Origin of the sequence: Flavobacterium sp. ZB4R12 (assembly GCF_048276375.1) — a bacterium.
Taxonomy (GTDB): domain Bacteria; phylum Bacteroidota; class Bacteroidia; order Flavobacteriales; family Flavobacteriaceae; genus Flavobacterium; species Flavobacterium gawalongense.
This window is the reverse complement of the sequence record NZ_JBLNKS010000015.1, coordinates 16,259-36,690: the sequence shown is the minus strand read 5'-3', so window position 1 is coordinate 36,690 and position 20,432 is coordinate 16,259. Positions and strand designations below refer to the sequence as shown.

At 38.6% G+C, this 20,432-nt stretch carries 5 protein-coding genes; all 5 read left to right on the top strand.

Annotation, left to right across the window (positions count from 1 at the left end; all coding sequences use genetic code 11):
• Positions 1-61: 61 nt before the first annotated feature.
• The 5 genes from ACNO7W_RS11945 to ACNO7W_RS11925 all read left to right on the top strand — a co-directional run bounded on the left by ACNO7W_RS11945 (position 62) and on the right by ACNO7W_RS11925 (position 20,403).
• A complete protein-coding gene (locus ACNO7W_RS11945) occupies positions 62-505 on the top strand; it encodes a hypothetical protein (RefSeq protein ID WP_314895749.1) in 444 nt (147 codons plus the stop codon).
• A gap of 210 nt (positions 506-715) precedes the next feature.
• Positions 716-2,005: a hypothetical protein gene (locus tag ACNO7W_RS11940; protein ID WP_143387261.1), complete on the top strand. Its 1,290-nt coding sequence runs from the start codon at positions 716-718 to the stop codon at positions 2,003-2,005.
• A 105-nt stretch (positions 2,006-2,110) separates the two neighbouring features.
• Positions 2,111-3,562, top strand: coding sequence for a gliding motility-associated C-terminal domain-containing protein (locus ACNO7W_RS11935; RefSeq protein WP_417938312.1), 1,452 nt, complete (start codon positions 2,111-2,113; stop codon positions 3,560-3,562).
• Between the two features lies 1 nt (position 3,563).
• Positions 3,564-6,857: a PorP/SprF family type IX secretion system membrane protein gene (locus tag ACNO7W_RS11930; protein WP_417938311.1), complete on the top strand. Its 3,294-nt coding sequence runs from the start codon at positions 3,564-3,566 to the stop codon at positions 6,855-6,857.
• Positions 6,858-7,017: 160 nt separating this feature from the next.
• Entirely contained in the window at positions 7,018-20,403 is a 13,386-nt protein-coding gene (locus ACNO7W_RS11925) for a T9SS type B sorting domain-containing protein (RefSeq protein ID WP_417938310.1), read from the top strand.
• The last annotated feature ends 29 nt before the right edge of the window (positions 20,404-20,432 follow it).

Here is a 20,432-nt window from a genome sequence, read left to right as displayed (position 1 = left end):
AGTTGTAAATTGAATTTTATTGTATATTTTTGTTTGATAAATTAATTTGTAAATTAAAAGTATGAAAGGGAAAATTATTTTTTTCAGTGTGTGTTTTTTGTTAGCAACAGGCATTGTTTCCGCACAAGATAAAAATGCTCCTAAAAGTATTATTAGTACATCCGCATTAATAAAAAAATACCATGATCAGAAAGAGTTGCAAGGGATGAAAAAAGGGGAGTTATTAGAATTATATATTGAGCGTATAAAAGTTCTTGTTAAAACACTGCCCTACATTGCCTTAGCTACAAAACCAGGTGTCACTATGACTGATTTGGGAATTCCCAATGATGCGGATAATAGAAAGATCTTGGCCGAACAGGCCGAAAGTACTACAAGTTTTCTTGACGTAACCGTTGCGTTTCAAAGGAGAATGGTGCCTTACTCAGATACCGATAATTTAGTGGCAGCAATTTTATTTTATGAAAACACATTGAAATCACTACATGAATTCAATGATATGTAATGATTAGTCAGGCTTAGTTTAATTCCCTTTTTAATGTTCATTAACAAGTAATTTTAGATTTAGAATGTTGCAGCGATAATCGAATATTAATTTTTTTTTTAAACTCGTTATCGATGTATTCTGAAGCAGTTCAGAAAATTCGTAATGAGTTTTTTTAATTTTATTAACTCAAATAGTTCCCAAGTATTAATATTTTATATCTTTTTAACCATGAAAAACTTTACTCAAATTATATGGATGCTCCTTTTAGTAGTTTGTGGGGTAAGTGCACAGCAAGAAAAAGGAATAACGGGTTCTAATAACTGGTTAAATAACTGGACAGAATTTAAACCTTACAAAGTTGATTATGGTGAAGCAAATCAAATATTGGCGGGTAATATTGCTGTAAATACAAAATTATACAAGAAAAACATTTACATGTTGCAAGGGAGTGTTTTCGTAACAAATAATGCAACTCTTACCATTGAACCCGGAACTGTGATAATAGGGGATTATGAATCTGGCGCTTCTCTTATAATTACTAAAGGTGCCATTATAATTGCCGAAGGTTTAGAGACTGATCCAATCGTTTTTACTTCTAACAGAAGCACTAGAAAAGCGGGAGATTGGGGAGGAATAATTATACTGGGAGATGCACCTACAAATAAATTTGGAAATGCTTCATCCGTGAATTTTGATCTGGATACTTCTTTAACGTCTTATGGAGGTAACAATGTAAATAGTAATTCAGGTGTTTTAAAATTTGTAAGGATAGAATTTGCCGGAAAAAAAATTAAGGGAGTAGGTAATTTTAATGCATTATTGTTAGCCGGTGTAGGGAACAAAACGATATTAGAGAACATAATGGTAAGTTATTCTGCGGGTGATTCTTTTGAAATATTTGGTGGAGAACTTAATTTAAATAAGATGGTTTCTTTAAAGTCAAGTAGTGATGATTATAAATTTAATTTTGGAACACAATGTCGAATAGATAATTCCTTAGCAATTCGATCTTCTTATTTAACAAGTAGTTTAGGTTCACGATGTATAGATGTTGCTTCTTATGATAAAAAAGAAGAAGTTGATTTTGCTAAAAAGCAAACATCAGTTATTGCAACAAATTTAACATTGATTAATAATAGCGAAAACATAAGTGCCGATATTCAATCAGGTTTAGTTAAAGAAGCTGTATATGTTTCTGAAAATGCTTCTATTGACCTTAAAAGAAGTGTAATTTCTGGTTTTAACCCCGCAGTATTATTGAATAATAAAATTGAAATTAACGGAGAAAATCTAAAAAAAATAAAATTTGAAGAGATGTATTTCAATTTTTGTAAAGGGAATATTTTTACAGAATATAATTCGGATAATGAAGATTTAGAGAATTGGTATGGCAATAGTGCATTCTCTAATGTGTATTCTCAAAGTGATAATAAGGAAACATTTATTGACCTCTTTAATGAAAAAAAGCCTGACTTTAGATTACGAATTGCTAAAATCACGGCATCAAACGATCATTAAAAGAACTATTTTTTCGGAGGATTTTCATTTCAGACGTAAAAAATACAATGTAACAGTGTTATAAATTATGTTCATGAATTGGATAAAATAAAGATTGAATGCACAATGACTACTATTGTAAATAAATATTCTTTTTATTTTTTATTTTTTATTTTTCCTTTAACTAATAGTATAAATGCTCAAATAGTTATTGGCACGCCTACTTTACCTTTTAGTCAAATTTGTGCCAATCCTTCTTTTAATACCTTTAATGTAACCTTTTCTTTTGCACCAGTTTCGGGTTTGAGTTCTACAAATCAATTTGTAGTAGAACTTTCAGATCCCAACGGAGGTTTTACCAGTCCTACGGTTGTTTTTACTTCTGGTGCGGGTACTGTTACTGTTTCTCCGGCAACTTTAACTTTTTCGGTACCAACGACAACTGCCGGAGAAAAATATAAACTAAGAATAAAAAGTACAAGTCCAGCGGCTACAAGTCCTAATTCTATTAGTTTTTCGGCCTATTATAAGGCTCAGGATGCTCCGTTTTCCATTAACAATTTTGTTTCGACCGCCACTTATTGCTCCGGCGGCAGTTATGTTTTAACAATAGACAATCCCGGTACAGGATCTAATGATTCCCCACTAAAATACCCTTCATTAACTTATAATTGGTTTAAGGAACCAAGTTTAACTCCTATAGCTACAGGGCAAAGTTTAACCGTGAATCAGTCAGGGAAATATTATGTTGAAACTAATTATGGCTCCTGTACTTCAGATTCCTACTCCAACAGAGTAACCGTAAGCGAAGCTACTTCAGGAGCTGTTACCACCATAACTTCCAGTCTTGGAAATCCTTTTTGTTCGAGTGCAAATTCAACAACATTAAGTACAGTAGCAGGCAATAGCTACCAATGGTATAAGGATAATGTAGCTATATCCGGAGCAACAGGTCAAACCTATATAACCAATCAAAAAGGACAGTATGCTGTAGCTGTTAATTTTGGAACCTGTGTGGCTAATGCTTCTATCAATTTACAAAATTATCAATTCACAAGCAGTATCAATGTTCCAGATACAAATACGATTTCGCCAGATGAAACTTTGGCAGTAACGGTCACAACAACGGCTTCCAATCCTGAATACAAATGGTATTTAAATGATTCTATTATTCCGGGTTCCACAGGAAGTACTTATGGGGTAACGACCAAAGGAAGTTATAAAGTAGTAATTACTCAAACTACAGGATGTGTTGTGTCAAACGAATTTCCTTTCGTAGTAAACACAGCAGTTGATTCTAATCCATTTCCAGATGTTGCAAACATACCAAATTTAATAAGCCCTAACGGAGACGGTATAAATGATACTTGGATTATACCGCAAGAATATGTAAGCGGGACAAATACAGAGGTGTTATTAATCAGTTCTTTAGGTGAAGTAGTACTCAAAACAAATGATTATCAAAATAATTGGCCAGAAAACGGAATAGATTTCAAAAATGTAAATCCAGTTTATTATTACATCATCACGACTCAAGACCATAAAGTTAAAAAGGGATCGATAACTATAGTGGAATAGTATGAAAAACATTTTTTTAGTTATCGTCTTTTTTTTCTGTATCCAACAGATGCTTTATTCCCAAGAGGATGGAGTTGTTTCATTTACGCTCCCGGTTCGAAATTCTTTAAAGTTTAATAAATTCCTCATAAATCCTACTTTTAGTTTTGTTAGAGAACAGAGTACCATTGTCAGTTTTTATAATAAAAGACAATGGATCCAATTTGATGATGCCCCACAGACCTATTTATTCAGTTATTCCGGAAGATTTAGAGAAAATGAAGGAATTGCTGTTGGATTGTTTCAACAAAATTATGGTGTTTTAACCACTTTTGGTGCTGTTGCAAATTTTGCTCATAATGTTGTACTAGAAGAAGATAGTAATCTAACTTTTGGTATGAATGTAGGATTTTATAAAAGTGGTTTAAATAAAACTAAGGTTGTTACAAATTATCCGGATCCATCATTAGAAAACATACCTTCAAATGCCTTAATTACTGTAAATCCAGGGATAAACTACGGGACAGCATTTCTTGATTTTGGCCTATCAGTAAATAATCTGATTCTATATAATCTTAAAACGTCTAAAACAGTTGAAGACGATCCTGAAAAAAGTATTGAAGCCCACATCATGCATACAGGATATTTAGACACCTACGGTTTTTTTGATAAAAGTAAATTTTCTGCTTTAGTTAAGACGGCGTTTAAAAAAGATAAAACGGTTATCTCAGGATTAATGATGTTTGCTATTCCTAAAGGGATTTGGACCCAAGCAGGCTATAATACTGTATATGGGATTTCCGGAGGAATAGGTTTGAATATAACTCCAAAAATTTCTCTTGAGTATAATTTTGAAAAGGGGATGGGTAGTCTATCAAATTTTGGATCTTCGCATGAAATTGTTTTTGCTTATAAATTTAAAAGTAATAATTACTATTATGGAGATGATGAGGAAGAAGGATCTATTGTTCCTGCTGCAGAAACAAGAAAATCAGTTCCTGTAAAACCAAAAGAATCCGCGATTTTATCTCCTGTTGACGCTCAAAGATTGAAGGAGCTTAAACTTGCTTTGGTCGCTGAAAAAGAAGAAATACGATTGTTTAAACTGAAAGAAATCGCAGATGCCAAAGCTAAACTAGCCGCTGATATCAAAGCCAAGTTGGATGCCGATGCTGCTGCCAAAACAAAACTAGCAACCACTGCCAAATCCGAAGCTCTTACTCAAGCTAAATTAGTTGCAGACACTAAAGCCAAAGCCGATGCTGCCGCTCAAGCAAAATCTGCTACTGAAGTTAAACCCAAATCCAATACTCTTGCCCAGGCGAAATTGGCTGCTGATGCTAAAATTAAAGCCGATGCTCTCACTCAAGCGAAACTAGTTGCGGATGCTAAAGCCAAAGCGGATGCTCTTGCTCAGTCAAAATTAGCTGCGGATGCTAAAGTTAAAGCGGATGCTCTTGCCCAGGCGAAATTAGCCGCAGATGCAAAAGCCAAAGCGGATACTCTCGCTCAAGCGAAATTAGTTGCGGATGCTAAAACTAAAGCCAATGCTCTTGCTCAGGCAAAACTAGCTGCGGATGCTAAAACTAAAGCCGATTCCCTTGCTCAAGCGAAATTAGCTGCGGACGCTAAAGCCAAAGCTGATGCTCTTGCCCAAGCGAAATTGGCTGCGGATGCTAAAGTTAAAGCGGATGCTCTTGCTCAGTCAAAATTAGCTGCGGATGCTAAAACTAAAGCCGATTCCTTTGCTCAAGCGAAATTAGCCGCAGATGCCAAAGCCAAAGCGGATGCTCTTGCCCAAGCGAAATTGGCTGCGGATGCTAAAGTTAAAGCGGATGCTCTTGCTCAGGCGAAATTAGCCGCAGATACTAAAGCCAAAGCTGATTCCCTTGCCCAAGCGAAATTAGATGCAGATGCTAAAGTTAAAGCGGATGTTCTTGCTCAAGCGAAATTAGCCGCAGATGCTAAAGTTAAAGCGGATGTTCTTGCCCAAGCGAAATTCGCTGCGGACGCTAAAGCCAAAGCGGATGCTCTCGCCCAAGCGAGATTAGCTGTGGATGCCAAAGCCCAAGCGGATTCCCTTGCCCAAGCGAAATTGGCTGCAGATGCTAAAGTTAAAGCGGATGCTCTTGCTCAGTCAAAATTAGCTGCGGATGCTAAAACTAAAGCCGATTCCCTTGCTCAAGCGAAATTCGCTGCGGACGCTAAAGCCAAAGTGGATGCTCTCGCCCAAGCGAGATTAGCTGCGGATGCCAAAGCCCAAGCGGATGTTCTTGCCCAAGCGAAATTGGCTGCTGAAACGAAAGCCAAAGCGGATGCTCTTGCCCAAGAGAAATTAGTTACTGATGCTAAAGTTAAAGCAGATGCTCTTACCCAAGAGAAATTAGCTGCGGATGCCAAAACCAAAGCCGATGCTCTCTCCCAAGCGAGATTAGCCGACATACCTAAGGATGATAATGCTAAATCGATGGATAATTTGGCCAAATTGGTAGGAGATTCTAAAAATATCCAACAACAATTATTGACAAAATTCAATGTAATGGTTGCGAATAAAGAAAGAGACCTTAAAGATTTAAAAGAAGAAAATGATTTAAGTGAAAAAGGTATTTTCAAAGAGCCTAAGGCTTTCAAAAGTGTTTCTGCAGAAAACAGTGCATTGGAATCTTTAAAATCAGAACTAGCAGGACTTAATAGAAGTCAGAGTGAAAAGATTATTGAATTAGATAATTTATACAAAGAAAGACTCAAAAAAAGATCTGATAAAAACGACGCAAGTAGTCAATACTATCTAAAAACAGTAGAAACGTTAAAAGCGGAACAATTAAAAACGGAACAGTCAAATTTGATTTTAATTTCTTCATTAGAAAAAATTAAAGCGGATACTGAGATTGAGAAAAAACGAAGAATAAAACGTGCTGCTTTTGAGAATGATCAAGGTAGGTATTTGCAGGATAAAGCGACATTAAACCGAATAAGAGAGAAGACCCCTTTTAGTGCAGTTCCTTTAAAAGCGGAGGATTTTGATTATGGTGATGAGCAGTCTAATATGCAAATCTTAAAAAATATTAAAAATGTGGAGAGTGGGTATTATTTAATAGTTGCTGTGCATAATGATGTTGCTAAAAGAGATGGTTTTTTAACAAGATCGGTTGCTGCAGGCCAATCAAATATAGATTTCTTCTACGATGTTAACACAAGTAAATATTTCATTTACTATGATAAATTTGATACTATAGAAGATGCGAAAAAAGCGTTAAAATCAAAAGGAAATAAGCCTTACAATGGTAAGTTGTCTATAGTTAAAATAGAAAATTAATGAATAAAATCAGTTATGAAAAAGACAGTAATGATTAATTTTTTTTAAAAAATAAATCCAGTTTTGTACAATTTTAAATTAACCCTCATGCCCCTGGGGGTTGATTTAAATCAATAAAAAAACCTTCAGGCAATATTGCTTGGAACAATAATTTTACCCAATGAAATTAAAAATCTACCTACTAATTGTTATAACATTTTTAGTTAATAGCATTCCTATTTTTAATTGGTTTGAAGTTTTCTTTAGATTGAAATTCACCAAAGGTAATAGCAAACTAAAGGAGACTATGTTCGTAAGTCCCATTCTTAAAACTTTTTTGGTTTTTATAACCGCATTCGTGTGTTTGACATCCAATGCCCAAAACTACAAACCGTTTACCATTAGGTATAATAAAGAGTTAAAAGGAAATATGTTATTAATTGGGAACAATATTCTGGGTAAGAATAACAATGCTCTCAATGACAATAGTGTCAACCAGAGTACAAATATGCAATATATTGATATTGATTCTGATGCTACTACCTTCAGTTCAAGTAGTGCAAATCTAAAAATGCCCGCTACTACAACCTGTTTTAAAATTGCCTATGCGGGATTGTATTGGGGAGCCATACTTCAGGTGCCACAAAGTAGAACCGATATCAATAAAATAAAATTGAAATTGCCCGGAAATACAACCTATAAGGATATTACAGGCGAACTTATTTATGATGCAGTAGTTGCTCCCATTGCAGCAGGGAAAAATGAGCCTACAAATACCCCTTACGCTTGTTATGCTGATGTGACCACTTTAGTATCCGGTTTAGCCAACCCCCAAGGGACCTTCACGGTAGCTAATGTCACTTCGAGTTTAGGATCTAATTCATCGACAGGTTTATCGGCCGGATGGACACTTTTTGTGGTCTATGAGGATGCTAAGGCAACCACTAAATCAATCACCACATTTGATGGATTCAGCAGTATTTATGATGATAAAACTTTATCTATTCCTATTTCAGGTTTTAGAACACCGCCTTCCGGAGTTATAGACATACAATATGCTTTTGCGAGTTTGGAAGGAGATAAAGGAGAGATTGGAAGTAAAACGGAAATCAATGGTAAAGCCATCGTTAATGCACCTCAAAGGGCTTCCAATAAATTTTTTAATAGTGCTATAACTGACGCAAATGGTTATTTTACGGATAGAGTCCCCAGCAGTAGCAATACTTTAGGGTATGATACGGGTATAGAAAGTGTTTTAAGTGCTGAAAAATCGGTTATTAACCATAATGCCACTTCTGCGACAATTACCGTGCAGGTAGCTAAAGGTCAGGCTGATCCCGTTTTTAGTTTTTTTAATGCTTTTGCCGTAGATGTTATTGCCCCTGATATTGCCCTCACTAAAACAGTGGAAGATGCTTCCGGGAATGATGCCAGTAACGCTAATGTTACTTTAGGGCAAAATTTGTATTATGAAATTAATTATCAAAATATTGGGAATGACAATGTGGCTAATTTTACGATAAAAGACATACTTCCGGAAAATATTATTTTTAATTATCCTGGGGATATCGATTTAACCAATTCAGGCGGGGCAACGGTACAACCATACAATCCGTTAACGAGGACAATTATTTTTTCGATTCCCAATACTTCCGTAGAAATTAATGACCCTCAATATACCATACGAATAAAAGTACAGGTGGTTCCCACTTGTAATGAATTGAGTAATGCCTGTTCGAATGAAATTAAGAATCAGGCTTTTGCAACGTATAGAGGGATAGTAAATACCAATCAAATTACGGATGATGCTAGTTTTTCTACTACCATTTGTAATTTTGGAACAGCACAGCCTACTAATTTTTTAGTAGGAATTACCAATTGTACCTTTCAGAGAACCGAAGTCTTGTGCGGGGTCAGTGTGGTACTATCCGCCTCAGATGGATATGCCAGCTATTCTTGGTCAACAAGTCCAACAGGAACACCGGTTATTGGAACCGCTCAAACCTATACGGCCACTCAAACAGGGGTTTATTATGTGCGTAATACCGCTTCGGGTACCTGTTTGTCTATTGATGAAGAGATTACCGTTGTTCCTTATGGAAATACAATTACGAACCCGGTTATCCCTTTTGCAGATTTATTGCCTATTTGTCCGAACAACGGAAAGGTCTTGCCTAATATTTTCCTGTGTGGTGCCAATGCTACCCGATTGATTAATACAGGAATCAGTGATGCGGCATCAATTGTATGGCAAAAATTAAATGAAAGCAGTTGTGCGGCAGTTACCGTTGCTAATTGTGCGAATGAAAATTCAGCATGTACCTGGAATCAGGTCGGTACAGGCCCCAACTACACGGCAAATACTGCGGGACAATTTAGGGTTACCATAAATTATGTTGGAGGCTGTTACAGTGTTTTTTATTTCAATGTATATCAAAACGTTTTAAATCCAACGGTTACTTCCCGGGATATCATCTGTAATACCTTGGGTGAAATTACAGTTGGAGGAGTTCCGGGTGGATATGAATATAGTTTGAATGTTGCCGGACCATACCAAACCTCGAACGTGTTTTCTATTACTACGCCCAATTCCTATACGGTATATATTAGACAAGTAGGGGTAGCTACCAATCCATGTATTTTTACGGTACCGAATATTCTTATCCGAAAAAGAGATTTTACGGTTTCAAAATTTGTTAGCCAACCGCTTTGTAACGGAGGAAAAGGAGCGATAAAATTGGCGGCCAATGATGTGCGTCCGCAATATTATTTTAGTATTTATCAAGGGGCAACATTGGTTAACAGTGTAGGCCCTATAATGACCAGTGATTATGAGTTTTCGGGTTTAACTCCCGGAATTTATACCGCGAGAGTTTGGACCAATGATGGTTGTGATTATTCCGAAGATATTGAAATAATAAATCCTCCGCTGCTTACGGCCACTTCGGCTCTTACCAAACCATTGACCTGTGCTGACGGGGAAATTACAGTATATCCTGTCGGAGGTATCCCGCCATATACTTATTATATCAATGGCACGAGTAATTTTCAATCCACTCCACAAATTACAGTTACGAATCCACTTCCTTCAGGGGGAATATATACCATAATTGTTGAAGACAGTAAAGGTTGTAGCGCAACCACCACAATAACCGTTGCTGCAACGCCTCCACCAGTTTATACGGTTAGTCAAACCAATGTTAAATGCTATAATGATACCAGCGGTGCCATTAATTTTAATGTTACCAATGCCAATGGCTATACTCTGGCCTATAGTATTAATAATGGAGCTTCTTATTTAGCCAATCCGACTTTTTCAAACCTTAGTGCCGGCACATACAATGCGATTGTTAAATACGCACTGGCTGGTACCGATTGTTTCACTACGGCTCAAACAATCACCATAACACAACCAACGACTGCTTTAACGGCCTCTGCCGGAGTGTCTGAACTGGCGGGTTGTGGCCCTTCCGGAGAAGGTAAAATCCGTATTACCAATCCGCAAGGGGGAACAGTCCCTTATGAATATAGCTTTGACAATCAGGCGACATGGACAACAGTTAACGATGTTTATAAAGCACCGGGAACCTACACGGTATACATTAGAGATGCCAATGGCTGTATTTATGCCATGTCAAATATTGTCATTGACCCCGTACCGGTTGAACCTACTATTGCGTATACTGATCCTGTCTTTAATTGTGACGGTACTGCAACGAGTACCGTAACGGTTACAACTATTCCAAATGCAAATTATAGTTATCAATATCTTTTAGATGGAGTACCCAATACGAATGTCCCTTCAAATATTTTTGTTGGGGTAACTTCGGGGAATCATACGATTTCAGTTAAATATACTTCGACAAGTACTGCCTTATCCTGTATGCCTCAAAGTGATTTTTCTTTTGTGGTGGCATCAGGAAATGCGTTTACCGCTGCGATTACTGGCTTCAAATCTATAAGTTGTTCTGGAGTTGCAGACGGAACAATTACTATAGCAGCTCAATATTTTAAAGCTACAAAAGGCTTTCAATATTCTGTTGATAATGGCGTGAATTGGGTTACCCAAATGACATCTCCTTATACGATTACAGGATTAACCAATGGAACCTATAATGTAAAAGTACGCTATGATGTTACATCGACTGGAACCTGTGTACAATCATTTACCCAAATTCTAACAGCACCAGCACCATTGGTGACTACCGCTGGTGTAACTAGTTTGGCAACTTGTACTACCGGAGCCACCATTACTGCCAGTTCAACTGGAGGAACTACAGCATACCGATATGAATTATGGGATGCAGTAGGAACGACCAATGTCAGACCGTCTCAAAATACCGGAATATTTACTAATGTTGCGCCGGGAACGTATATTGTTCGGGGCTATGATGCCAACAATTGTACCGATGACACGACGGTTTTGACAGTAGTAACTCCGCCAACAGTAACAGCAACGCTGGATCCAAGTTCAGATATCTGTTTTGATAGCGTGAACCAAGCTTCATTAGTAGTAAATGCCTCAGGAGGGACTTCGCCTTATGTGTATAGTTTAGATGGAGCTCCGGCTCAAAACACCAATACGTTCAATAATGTGGGGTCGGGAACGCATAGTATTGTGGTAACAGATAGTTTTGGTTGTACTGCGACCATAAGTAATATTACTATTGCGCCTCAATTGACAGCGGCGATCACCAATATCAAAACATTAGATTGTACCGCCAGTCCAAATGCAGTAATCACAGGGACAATCACAGGCGGAAATGCGCCGTTTGTGGTAACGGTACTTTCTGGAACAGGTCCCGGGACAATAGCGCAACCAACAGCGACTACTTTTACTTATACCACTGCTGTTGCAAGCACCTATCAATTTCAGATACAAGATGCAAAAGGATGTAGTACTACGGCAACAGCAACGATAAATCCTCTAGTACCTGTAACGGCAACACTGAATTCTGTAAATCCTACCTGTAATGGAGTTTCAGATGGATCTGTACAAATAATACCATCAGGTGGAGTTGGACCTTACACTTACAGCACCGATGGAATTACGTATGTTTCGAGTTCGTTATTCTCAGGATTAGGGGACGGAACCTATACTTTTTACATCAAAGACAGTAAAGAATGTTTTATAACCAAAACGGTTACTTTAACACAGCCTACAGCTTTGATAGCTTCAGCAACTGCAACTGCATTTAGTTGTAGTGCTACCAATACCAAACAATCAGCGACAATAACAATTGTAGTCCCTACCACAGGAACAGCTCCATATCAGTACAGTTTTAACGGTGGAGGGTATACAAATACCAGTACCTTAACCATAAATGATAACGGAACAGATCAAACGATTCCGTATTCTGTTAGGGATGCTAACGGTTGTACAACAGGAGGCTCCGTTACACTATTAAAATTAAACCCGCCTGTTGCCGGTACCATTGGCACCACTGCGGTTACCTGTATTGTAACAACAAGTACAGTCACAGTTGTACCAACAGCCGGAACGGGTGTGGGAACATTAATTTATGAAATTACTTTTCCTCTAGCTTCTGCAACTTCAAATACTACAGGTGTTTTTACAGGATTATTACCCGGTACTTACATTTTCAAAGTAACCGATGCCAACGGTTGTTATTATACCCAATCCCACAATGTACTGTCAGTTACGCCAATTGCCATTTCAGGCAATGTAACCAGCGATGTATTGTGTAAAGGAGGAAGTACAGGAGCTGCTACTTATGTGGTTTCGGGATTTAGTTCTACAGGAAATTATACTATTACAGTAACAACGGTTCCTGCTGCATTACCATACACGCAAGGTCAATCAGGAGATGTTATTACCTTAACTAATTTGGTTGCGGGTACGTATACTGTACAAGTTAAAGATAATGCGACAGGTTGTGTCAAAAACGCTTCGGTAACAATCACAGAACCTACAGCTACATTAACATTTACCGCCACTGCCACAAATGTGAATTGTAACAATGATAATTCACAAATTACGGTAACTGCTTCAGGAGGAACGCTAAATTATACCTATGCGGCTGTGATTGCGGGTGCTGCCGCTCCGACAACTTATGGTAACAGTAATATAATAACTGTTGATACCAATTCAGGAGCAAACCTATCATGGGATGTGTATGTGAAAGATGCTAATGGCTGTATTGCAACTGCCACAGTAACCGTGATTAGTGATGCTTTACCAACGGTTAGTACACCAGCTTTAGCTTCAAATCAATGTTTTGTTTCAACGGGCTTTACTTTTACTGCAACAGGGACAGGAATTTCTCCATTAAGTTATAGTATAAATGGAGGTGTTTCTTACCAAAGCAGTCCTGTGTTTACTGTAAATGCCGCAGGTAGTTATACGGTTACCGTAAAAGATGGGAATGGCTGTATCAATTCAAGCACAACACCAACAATAGTGTCACCTCCGTTAACAACCAATGCTATTTTAACGAAGGATTTAACGTGTTCATTACCAACTGGTGCTACTATAGATGTGACTACTAATGGAGGAAAATTGCCATATTCATATAAAGTTAAAATAGGAACTGGCACTTATGGTGCAGCAACAGCATTTGCAGGGAACACTTTTACCTATACAGCTTCTACGGCAGATACCTATCAGTTTGAAATAACAGATGCTAATGGTTGTACAAAGGAAACAAATATTACCACTACAACGGCAGTTTCACCTACAGCAGGTTATACGGCGGTTGACCCTACCTGCAATGGGAACACAGACGGATCTATAAAATTAACAGCCTTAACAGGAGAAGGTCCTTTTACATACAGTATAACAGGAGTGACAGGTACTTTTGTTTCTTCAAATATTTTTGGCGGTTTAGCTGCGGGAAATTATGATTATGTTGTTAGAGATAATAAAGGTTGTGATGCAGTGGGAACAATTATTTTAAAAGGACCGTTACCTATTACAGTTGGGATTGTAAGTAATCCAATAATTTGCAATGCAAATACACCTGGAAGTTTTGATGTTTCAGTTATTTCTGGTGGAGTGGAACCATTCACGTATAATTTATATGACAATTCGTTTAATTTAATAGCCACTTATTCAGAAGCAGGGGCTTCGCCAACAATAGTTCATAATTTTGGAGGTTTAAATTTTGGGGATTATTATATTACAATTGTTGATGCAAAAGGATGTGAATACAGAAGTATTAAAAAGAGAATAGAAACACCTCCATATTTAGTAGTATCAGGTACAGTAGATTCAAATAATTGTGCAACGGGTGTTGATATTACAGTAACAACTTCGGGAGGTACAGGACCTTATAGATATTCCATTTTTGGTCAACCTGAAACAGCCGCTATAGCAAGTAATAGCTATACTTTTACTGGTTTATTACATGGTGTAACCTATTTTTTTCAAGTAAAAGATGCTTTTGATTGTATTTCAATTTATGAATTCAAAACACCTAACTCTCCATCGACAATCAATATTTCCGGAATAAGTACTACAAATGTTACTTGTAATGGGAGTGCAAATGGTAATATCTCATTTACAGTTCGGGATTTTGATTCTTCGGTTTCAGATATTAAGTATGAGATCGTAAATGCTTTAACTTTAATGCCACTTATTCCACCAATAGATGGGGTATTAACGGGTACATTAGGCGGACCAGTATCTGGAAATATTGCTAATTTACCTCCTGGAAATTATGTTTTGAAAGTAAAAGAAGTAACAGGCACACTTTGTTCTGCAGCTTACACTTTTGAGATAACACAACCCATACAACCACTCAAGGCAACAATTTCGAATGAAACAAATGCCAATTGTAACACGGGTACTCAAATTACCGTTTCTGCAACTGGTGGTACAGGCCCTTATCAATATGCGTTTGTCCAGGATAATGCGCCACAAGCCGGAGCATACAATACTAGTAATTTGGGAGTATTAAATCCTTTGCCATTGCCTTTAAAACTAAATTGGGATATTTGGGTTAAAGATGCCAACGGTTGTGAATTTAAAATAGATAAAACAATTACAATAGATCCGTCTCCAACTATTGACCCAGTAGGTTTACAATGTTTTACAGGATCGCCATTATTGATAACGTTGACCGGAACTTATGTAGGTATACCAACATACAGTATAGGTGGAGCCTACCGAACGAGCCCAACATTTACAGTCAATGCGCCTGGAACGTACAATGTAAGTATCAAAGACGGTAATGGTTGTATAGCTGCTACTACTTATGAAGTAAAACCACAAGTGTTATTACAAGCAGACTTGACGCAAGATTTAACCTGCGCAGTTGATGCCAGTATTACTTTAACTCCAAGCGGAGGCACAGGAACTTATACAACTTATGAAGTTTCATTCAATGGTGGCGGGTATGCGCCGACAATTTCTCCTTTTATAACCAATACAGCGGGTAGTTATGTATTTAGAGTAACCGACAGTCAAGGTTGTCAGGCAATTTCTAATGAAATTATTGTTACACCAAATACGACTCCAACATTGACTTTTGCTCAAACTAATGTAAGTTGTAATGGCGGTTCGAATGGCAGTATTGTGATTACTGCGGCAGATGGGATCGCTCCTTATCAGTACAGTATAGACAACGGAGTAATTTTCCAACCTTCAAATGTATTTACAGGGCTGAATGCGGCAGGAACGTATACGGCTATTGTAAAAGACAGTAAAAATTGTATTTCAGCACCAACTTCAATTAGCATTACCCAGCCAAATGCTTTAAGTGCCACCTCGTTAATGACGACATCTTTAAGTTGCGGTGCAGGAAATGCGGCACAACTGGCAACGGTTACGGTAACCGGAGTTTCAGGAACAGCACCTTATACTTATAGTTTTAATAGCGGAGCTAATTATACGTCATCAAATACCTATCAGTCTTATACAGGAATCACTTTTGACGTTTGGGTAAAAGATGCCAACGGATGTTTATTTACCTTAGTGAATGGTGTTAATATCCCGCCTTTAAACCCACCGACAGATTTGACTTTTAATACCACTTCTCCAGTTACTTGTTTAGCTAACGGTACTGTTGAAATTACCGGAGTTACCGGTGGAGTTGGAGTTGGAGTGTTGCAATATGAAACAATAGCACCTTCGCCAGTGGTAGTACCTAAGCAAACGACAACTACGTTTGCCGGTCTGACACCTGGAACCTATTTATTCCAAGTAACCGATGCGAACGGATGTACCTACCAGGAATCATATACGGTAGCACCGGTAAATAATATTACGGTTTCAGGTCAATTGATGAGTAATGTGACCTGTAATCCGGGATCTAATGGAGAAGTATTGTTTACAATAGGGAACTTTACAGGCACATATACTTATTCAATCAACGGAGGAGCTGTAAGTACACCACAAACAAATCCAACGATAACAGTTTCAGGATTAACAGCCGCAAGTACGCAAACTATAGTAGTAACTGATGTGGTTACAGGATGTACTGCTACAACATCCATAAATGTTGCGCAATCTGCACCATTGGCTTTAGTGGCTAATCCATTTGTTAATGCCAATTGTAATTTTGGTGCCCAAGTAAGTGTTACTGCTTCCGGAGGAGTTGCGCCATATCGTTATTCGTATGTAATAAGCGGTAATCTGGCGGGAACTTTTTCTAGCTCTGCTTCAGCTGTTTTAGATCCGGCTATAGCAACAGCCTGGGATGTGTATGTGAAAGATGGCAATGGTTGTGTGATTACAACACCATTAGCAATTGCTATTGCAACAGATCCTCTTCCTTCTGGAATAACAGTTACAGGATTAAGTCAATGTCCGAGTGCAACAGGAACTTATACTTTTACAGTAAATGTAGCTACAGGAATGGCTCCATTCGAATATAGTATTGGTGCAGGATTCCAAACGAGTCCAACTTTTACAGTGAATGTACCGGGAACCTATAATGTGACCGTAAAAGACAAAAATGGTTGTACAACAATTGTATCAGGTTTAATTAGCATTTTACCGGCGTTGCAATTGCAGGCAGCTATTACCGCTTTGCCAAGTTGTATGGACGGGGATGGCGCGTTAACACTCTCCGCTACCGGAGGATCCGGTACTTATGAGTACCGTTTAGATGCCGGTACTTATCAACCTTCGACAAACTTTGCTGCTATTGCAGCGGGACCGCATACGGTAACGGTTAGGGATATTACAACCACTTGTACAAAGTCAATTCCGGTAAATTTAGGAGCGGCAACGCCAATCACCGGTTTTGCGCTTTCAAAAACGGATGTGAGCTGTAACGGCGGAAGCAACGGTGTCATCACCGCTACAATGGCTACACCGGCTCCGGGAGTGAATGATAATCCGGTTTATAGCTACAGTCTTTCAGGTACTGCAACAAGACCGGCTCAGGTATCTAATATCTTTAGTGGATTAACAGCAGGAAATTATACAGTGACAGTAACCTCGGCCAGAGGTTGTGTGGCAACTCAAACCATTACTATAGTTGAACCGGCTATTATAACAGTTCCGGCTCCAACGGTGTCACAATTTGGTTGTAATGCAGGTTCGAATGCGACCAATTTCGCTACGATTACCGTAACGGGAGTAACTGGCGGTTCAGGAGTGTATAATTATGAATTTAGAAAAGGCGGGGCGGTAGTTCAGTTTGGAGCTAACAATGTATATACTGAAGCCAATTTATTGGGAGGAACCTATACGGTAAACGTTTATGACAGTAAAGCTTGTATCGGTACTGCACCGGCAACAATTTCAATAGTCCCATTTATCGCTTTAGACAAAGTAACGGTAAATGTTGACAGGGCGATTACCTGTACAAATCTGGAAGACATCACGGTGTCAGTAAGCAGCATCGGAGGAACACCTGCCAGTTTACAATATACGGTAGCTGATTCTAATGCGACAACTGGAGTCATTGGGGCTAATTATAATGTTACTAACACTACAGGAGTTTTCACAGGATTAAATATTGGTAATTACCTGATTACGGTTGCAAATCCGGCAACAGCTTGTAGTGTAAAAAGTGTTCATTACGTAAACGAACCGAACACTTTCGACTTAACCATCAATAGTGTCACAGATGTGACTTGTTTTGGAGGAACAAACGGCAGCGCCAATGTAACTTTCATCGACAGGGTAATTACGGCGACCAATCCGAATCAGGCGGGACCGTTTAGCTATACAATAGTTGATGCGCTTGGCAATTCGGTTACATCCGGTACAAGTGCTACTGCCGGACCTATCACGATTAGTACTTTGGCTGCCGGAATCTATACCATAACAGCTACTTTAACGAATAGTCCGTATTGTACCGCGAGTAAAAACTTTACCATCACACAACCTGCAGCAGCTTTGGCGATAGCCGAAACCCATACTCAAATCACATGCGTTTCAGGAAATAATGACGGAAGTATTGCTGCAACAGCCACAGGCGGATGGCCGGGAGGCTATCAGTTTGAATTGACCGGACCGGTAACTGTAGCCTATTCTGCCCAGCGTAATTTTACCAATTTAACCGCGGGTACTTACACGGTTAACGTAAGAGACAGTAAAGGATGTGTGGCTACAACAAATGTAACTTTGGTGATTCCAACACCAATTACCGTAACAGCAAGCCCAAATACAACGATGTTGAGTTGTTTTGGAGATAAGACGGCTACGATTACGGTTAATTCACCTTCAGGTGGTCAAGGATCGAATTATAGGTACACCTTGAATACCACTTCGTTGGTTCCGGCTACTGCCAGTGGTCCGCAAGCTTCGCCTGTATTTGGTGGTTTAGGTGCAGGAACTTACACGATTACCGTGACCGATGGCTACAGCTGTTCGGCTACTTCAACTCCTATCGTTATTGCCCAACCAACAAAAGTAAGCGCCAGTTTAGTGGTAGCGACAACGCAAACCTGTTTAACTCAAACCAGACTTACATTAAGTGCAACGAGTGGAACAGGAATTTATACTTATAGTGCAGACTCTAATTTTGCTACAAATCTGGGCACTTTCACTAATTCAATAACATTCCCGGTACCAGTTGGAACGTATCATTACTACGTTAAGGATGCTAATGGTTGTGTTGGTATTGTTTCAAATGATATTGAGATAGCGCCATTGGAAACACTTATTTTGAATGTAGATACTACCAATGCTGTCATCAATTGTAAAGGGGATGTTTCAGGAGTAATTGTTGCCAATGCTCAGGGAGGTTTAGGGAATTATGTGTACACTTTACTGGATGGGGCAGGTCTTCCGTTAGCATTTGTACCTACACAAACTTCCCCGGGTACTTTCACACAATTGCCGGCAGGAAATTATAAAGTTCGTGTGGACAGTGGAGATTGTACTACAACCACAGGTTCTCCTATCGTTATCACTGAGCCTTTGACTTCAATTAGTGCAGCGCATACTGAAATTAATGTTACTTGTTTCGGTCAAGGAAACGGACAAATAACCGTTACTGCCTCTGGAGGTACCGGTATTATTAAATATGCTATTTCTCCTAGATTGGATCAATTTTTTGATTCAGGTATTTTCATAAACCTTCAACCGGGTCTTTATGATGTTATTGTCCAGGACGAAAATGGATGTTATCAGTACATCACCGGTATTGTTATTAGTGAACCGAATCCAATAATTCCGTCGCTTATTGCAGGATCAATGCTTCCTGAAATTTGTTTTGGAGATAAAGACGGAGCATTTAGTGTTGATATTGTTGGAGGAACGATGCCGTATGGTGTCAGTTTAGATAACGTTAACGGAGTTTATACAACAGGTACTTTGACTCAGACACAATTTGATTTCACAGGATTGGCAGGAGGAACCCATACGGTTTATATTCAGGATGCCAACGGTTGTGCCGTTGAATTTGTTGTTGCTATGCCGGAATCTGTTAAAATAAATCCGATAGCCGTGGTAGATTACAGTTGTGTGAACAATTCGGCCAGTAATTCAGTTACTGTAACAGTAGATGCCAGCATAACTGATCTGACCGATGTGGATTATTCACTGGATGGTACACCTTATCAGGCGGGTAATATATTTACAAATGTGGTGCCGGGCACCAACCATTATATCGATGTCAGACATACCAATGGATGTATCCAAAGAACCGCAAATTTTGATATCTTACAAGTTGATCCGCTGGCATTAGTGCTGAGCGATGGGGGATTAAATGAGATTGTTGCGACAGCAACTGGCGGCGGCGGCGGATATCAGTATACACTTAATGGTGAATCCTATGGTACGAAGAATACTTTCATCATCTACAAATCGGGGGATTATACGGTTGAGGTTACGGATTCAAATGGTTGTGTGGCTTCAGCTACCCGATATTTTGAGTACATAGATGTATGTGTTCCAAATTACTTTACGCCAAACGGTGATGGAGTGATGGATGGATGGGCTCCCGGATGTACAATAAATTATAAAGACTTGACATTTGATATTTTTGACAGATACGGACGAAAAATAGCAACCTATCGTTTAGGCCAGTATTGGGATGGAAAATACAATGGTAATGAACTTCCTTCCGGAGATTACTGGTATGTTTTAAAATTGAATGATTTGAAAGATGCTCGCGAATTTGTAGGTCATTTTACCCTTTACAGATAATAAATAAACCCAATGGCCATGGTGTCCCA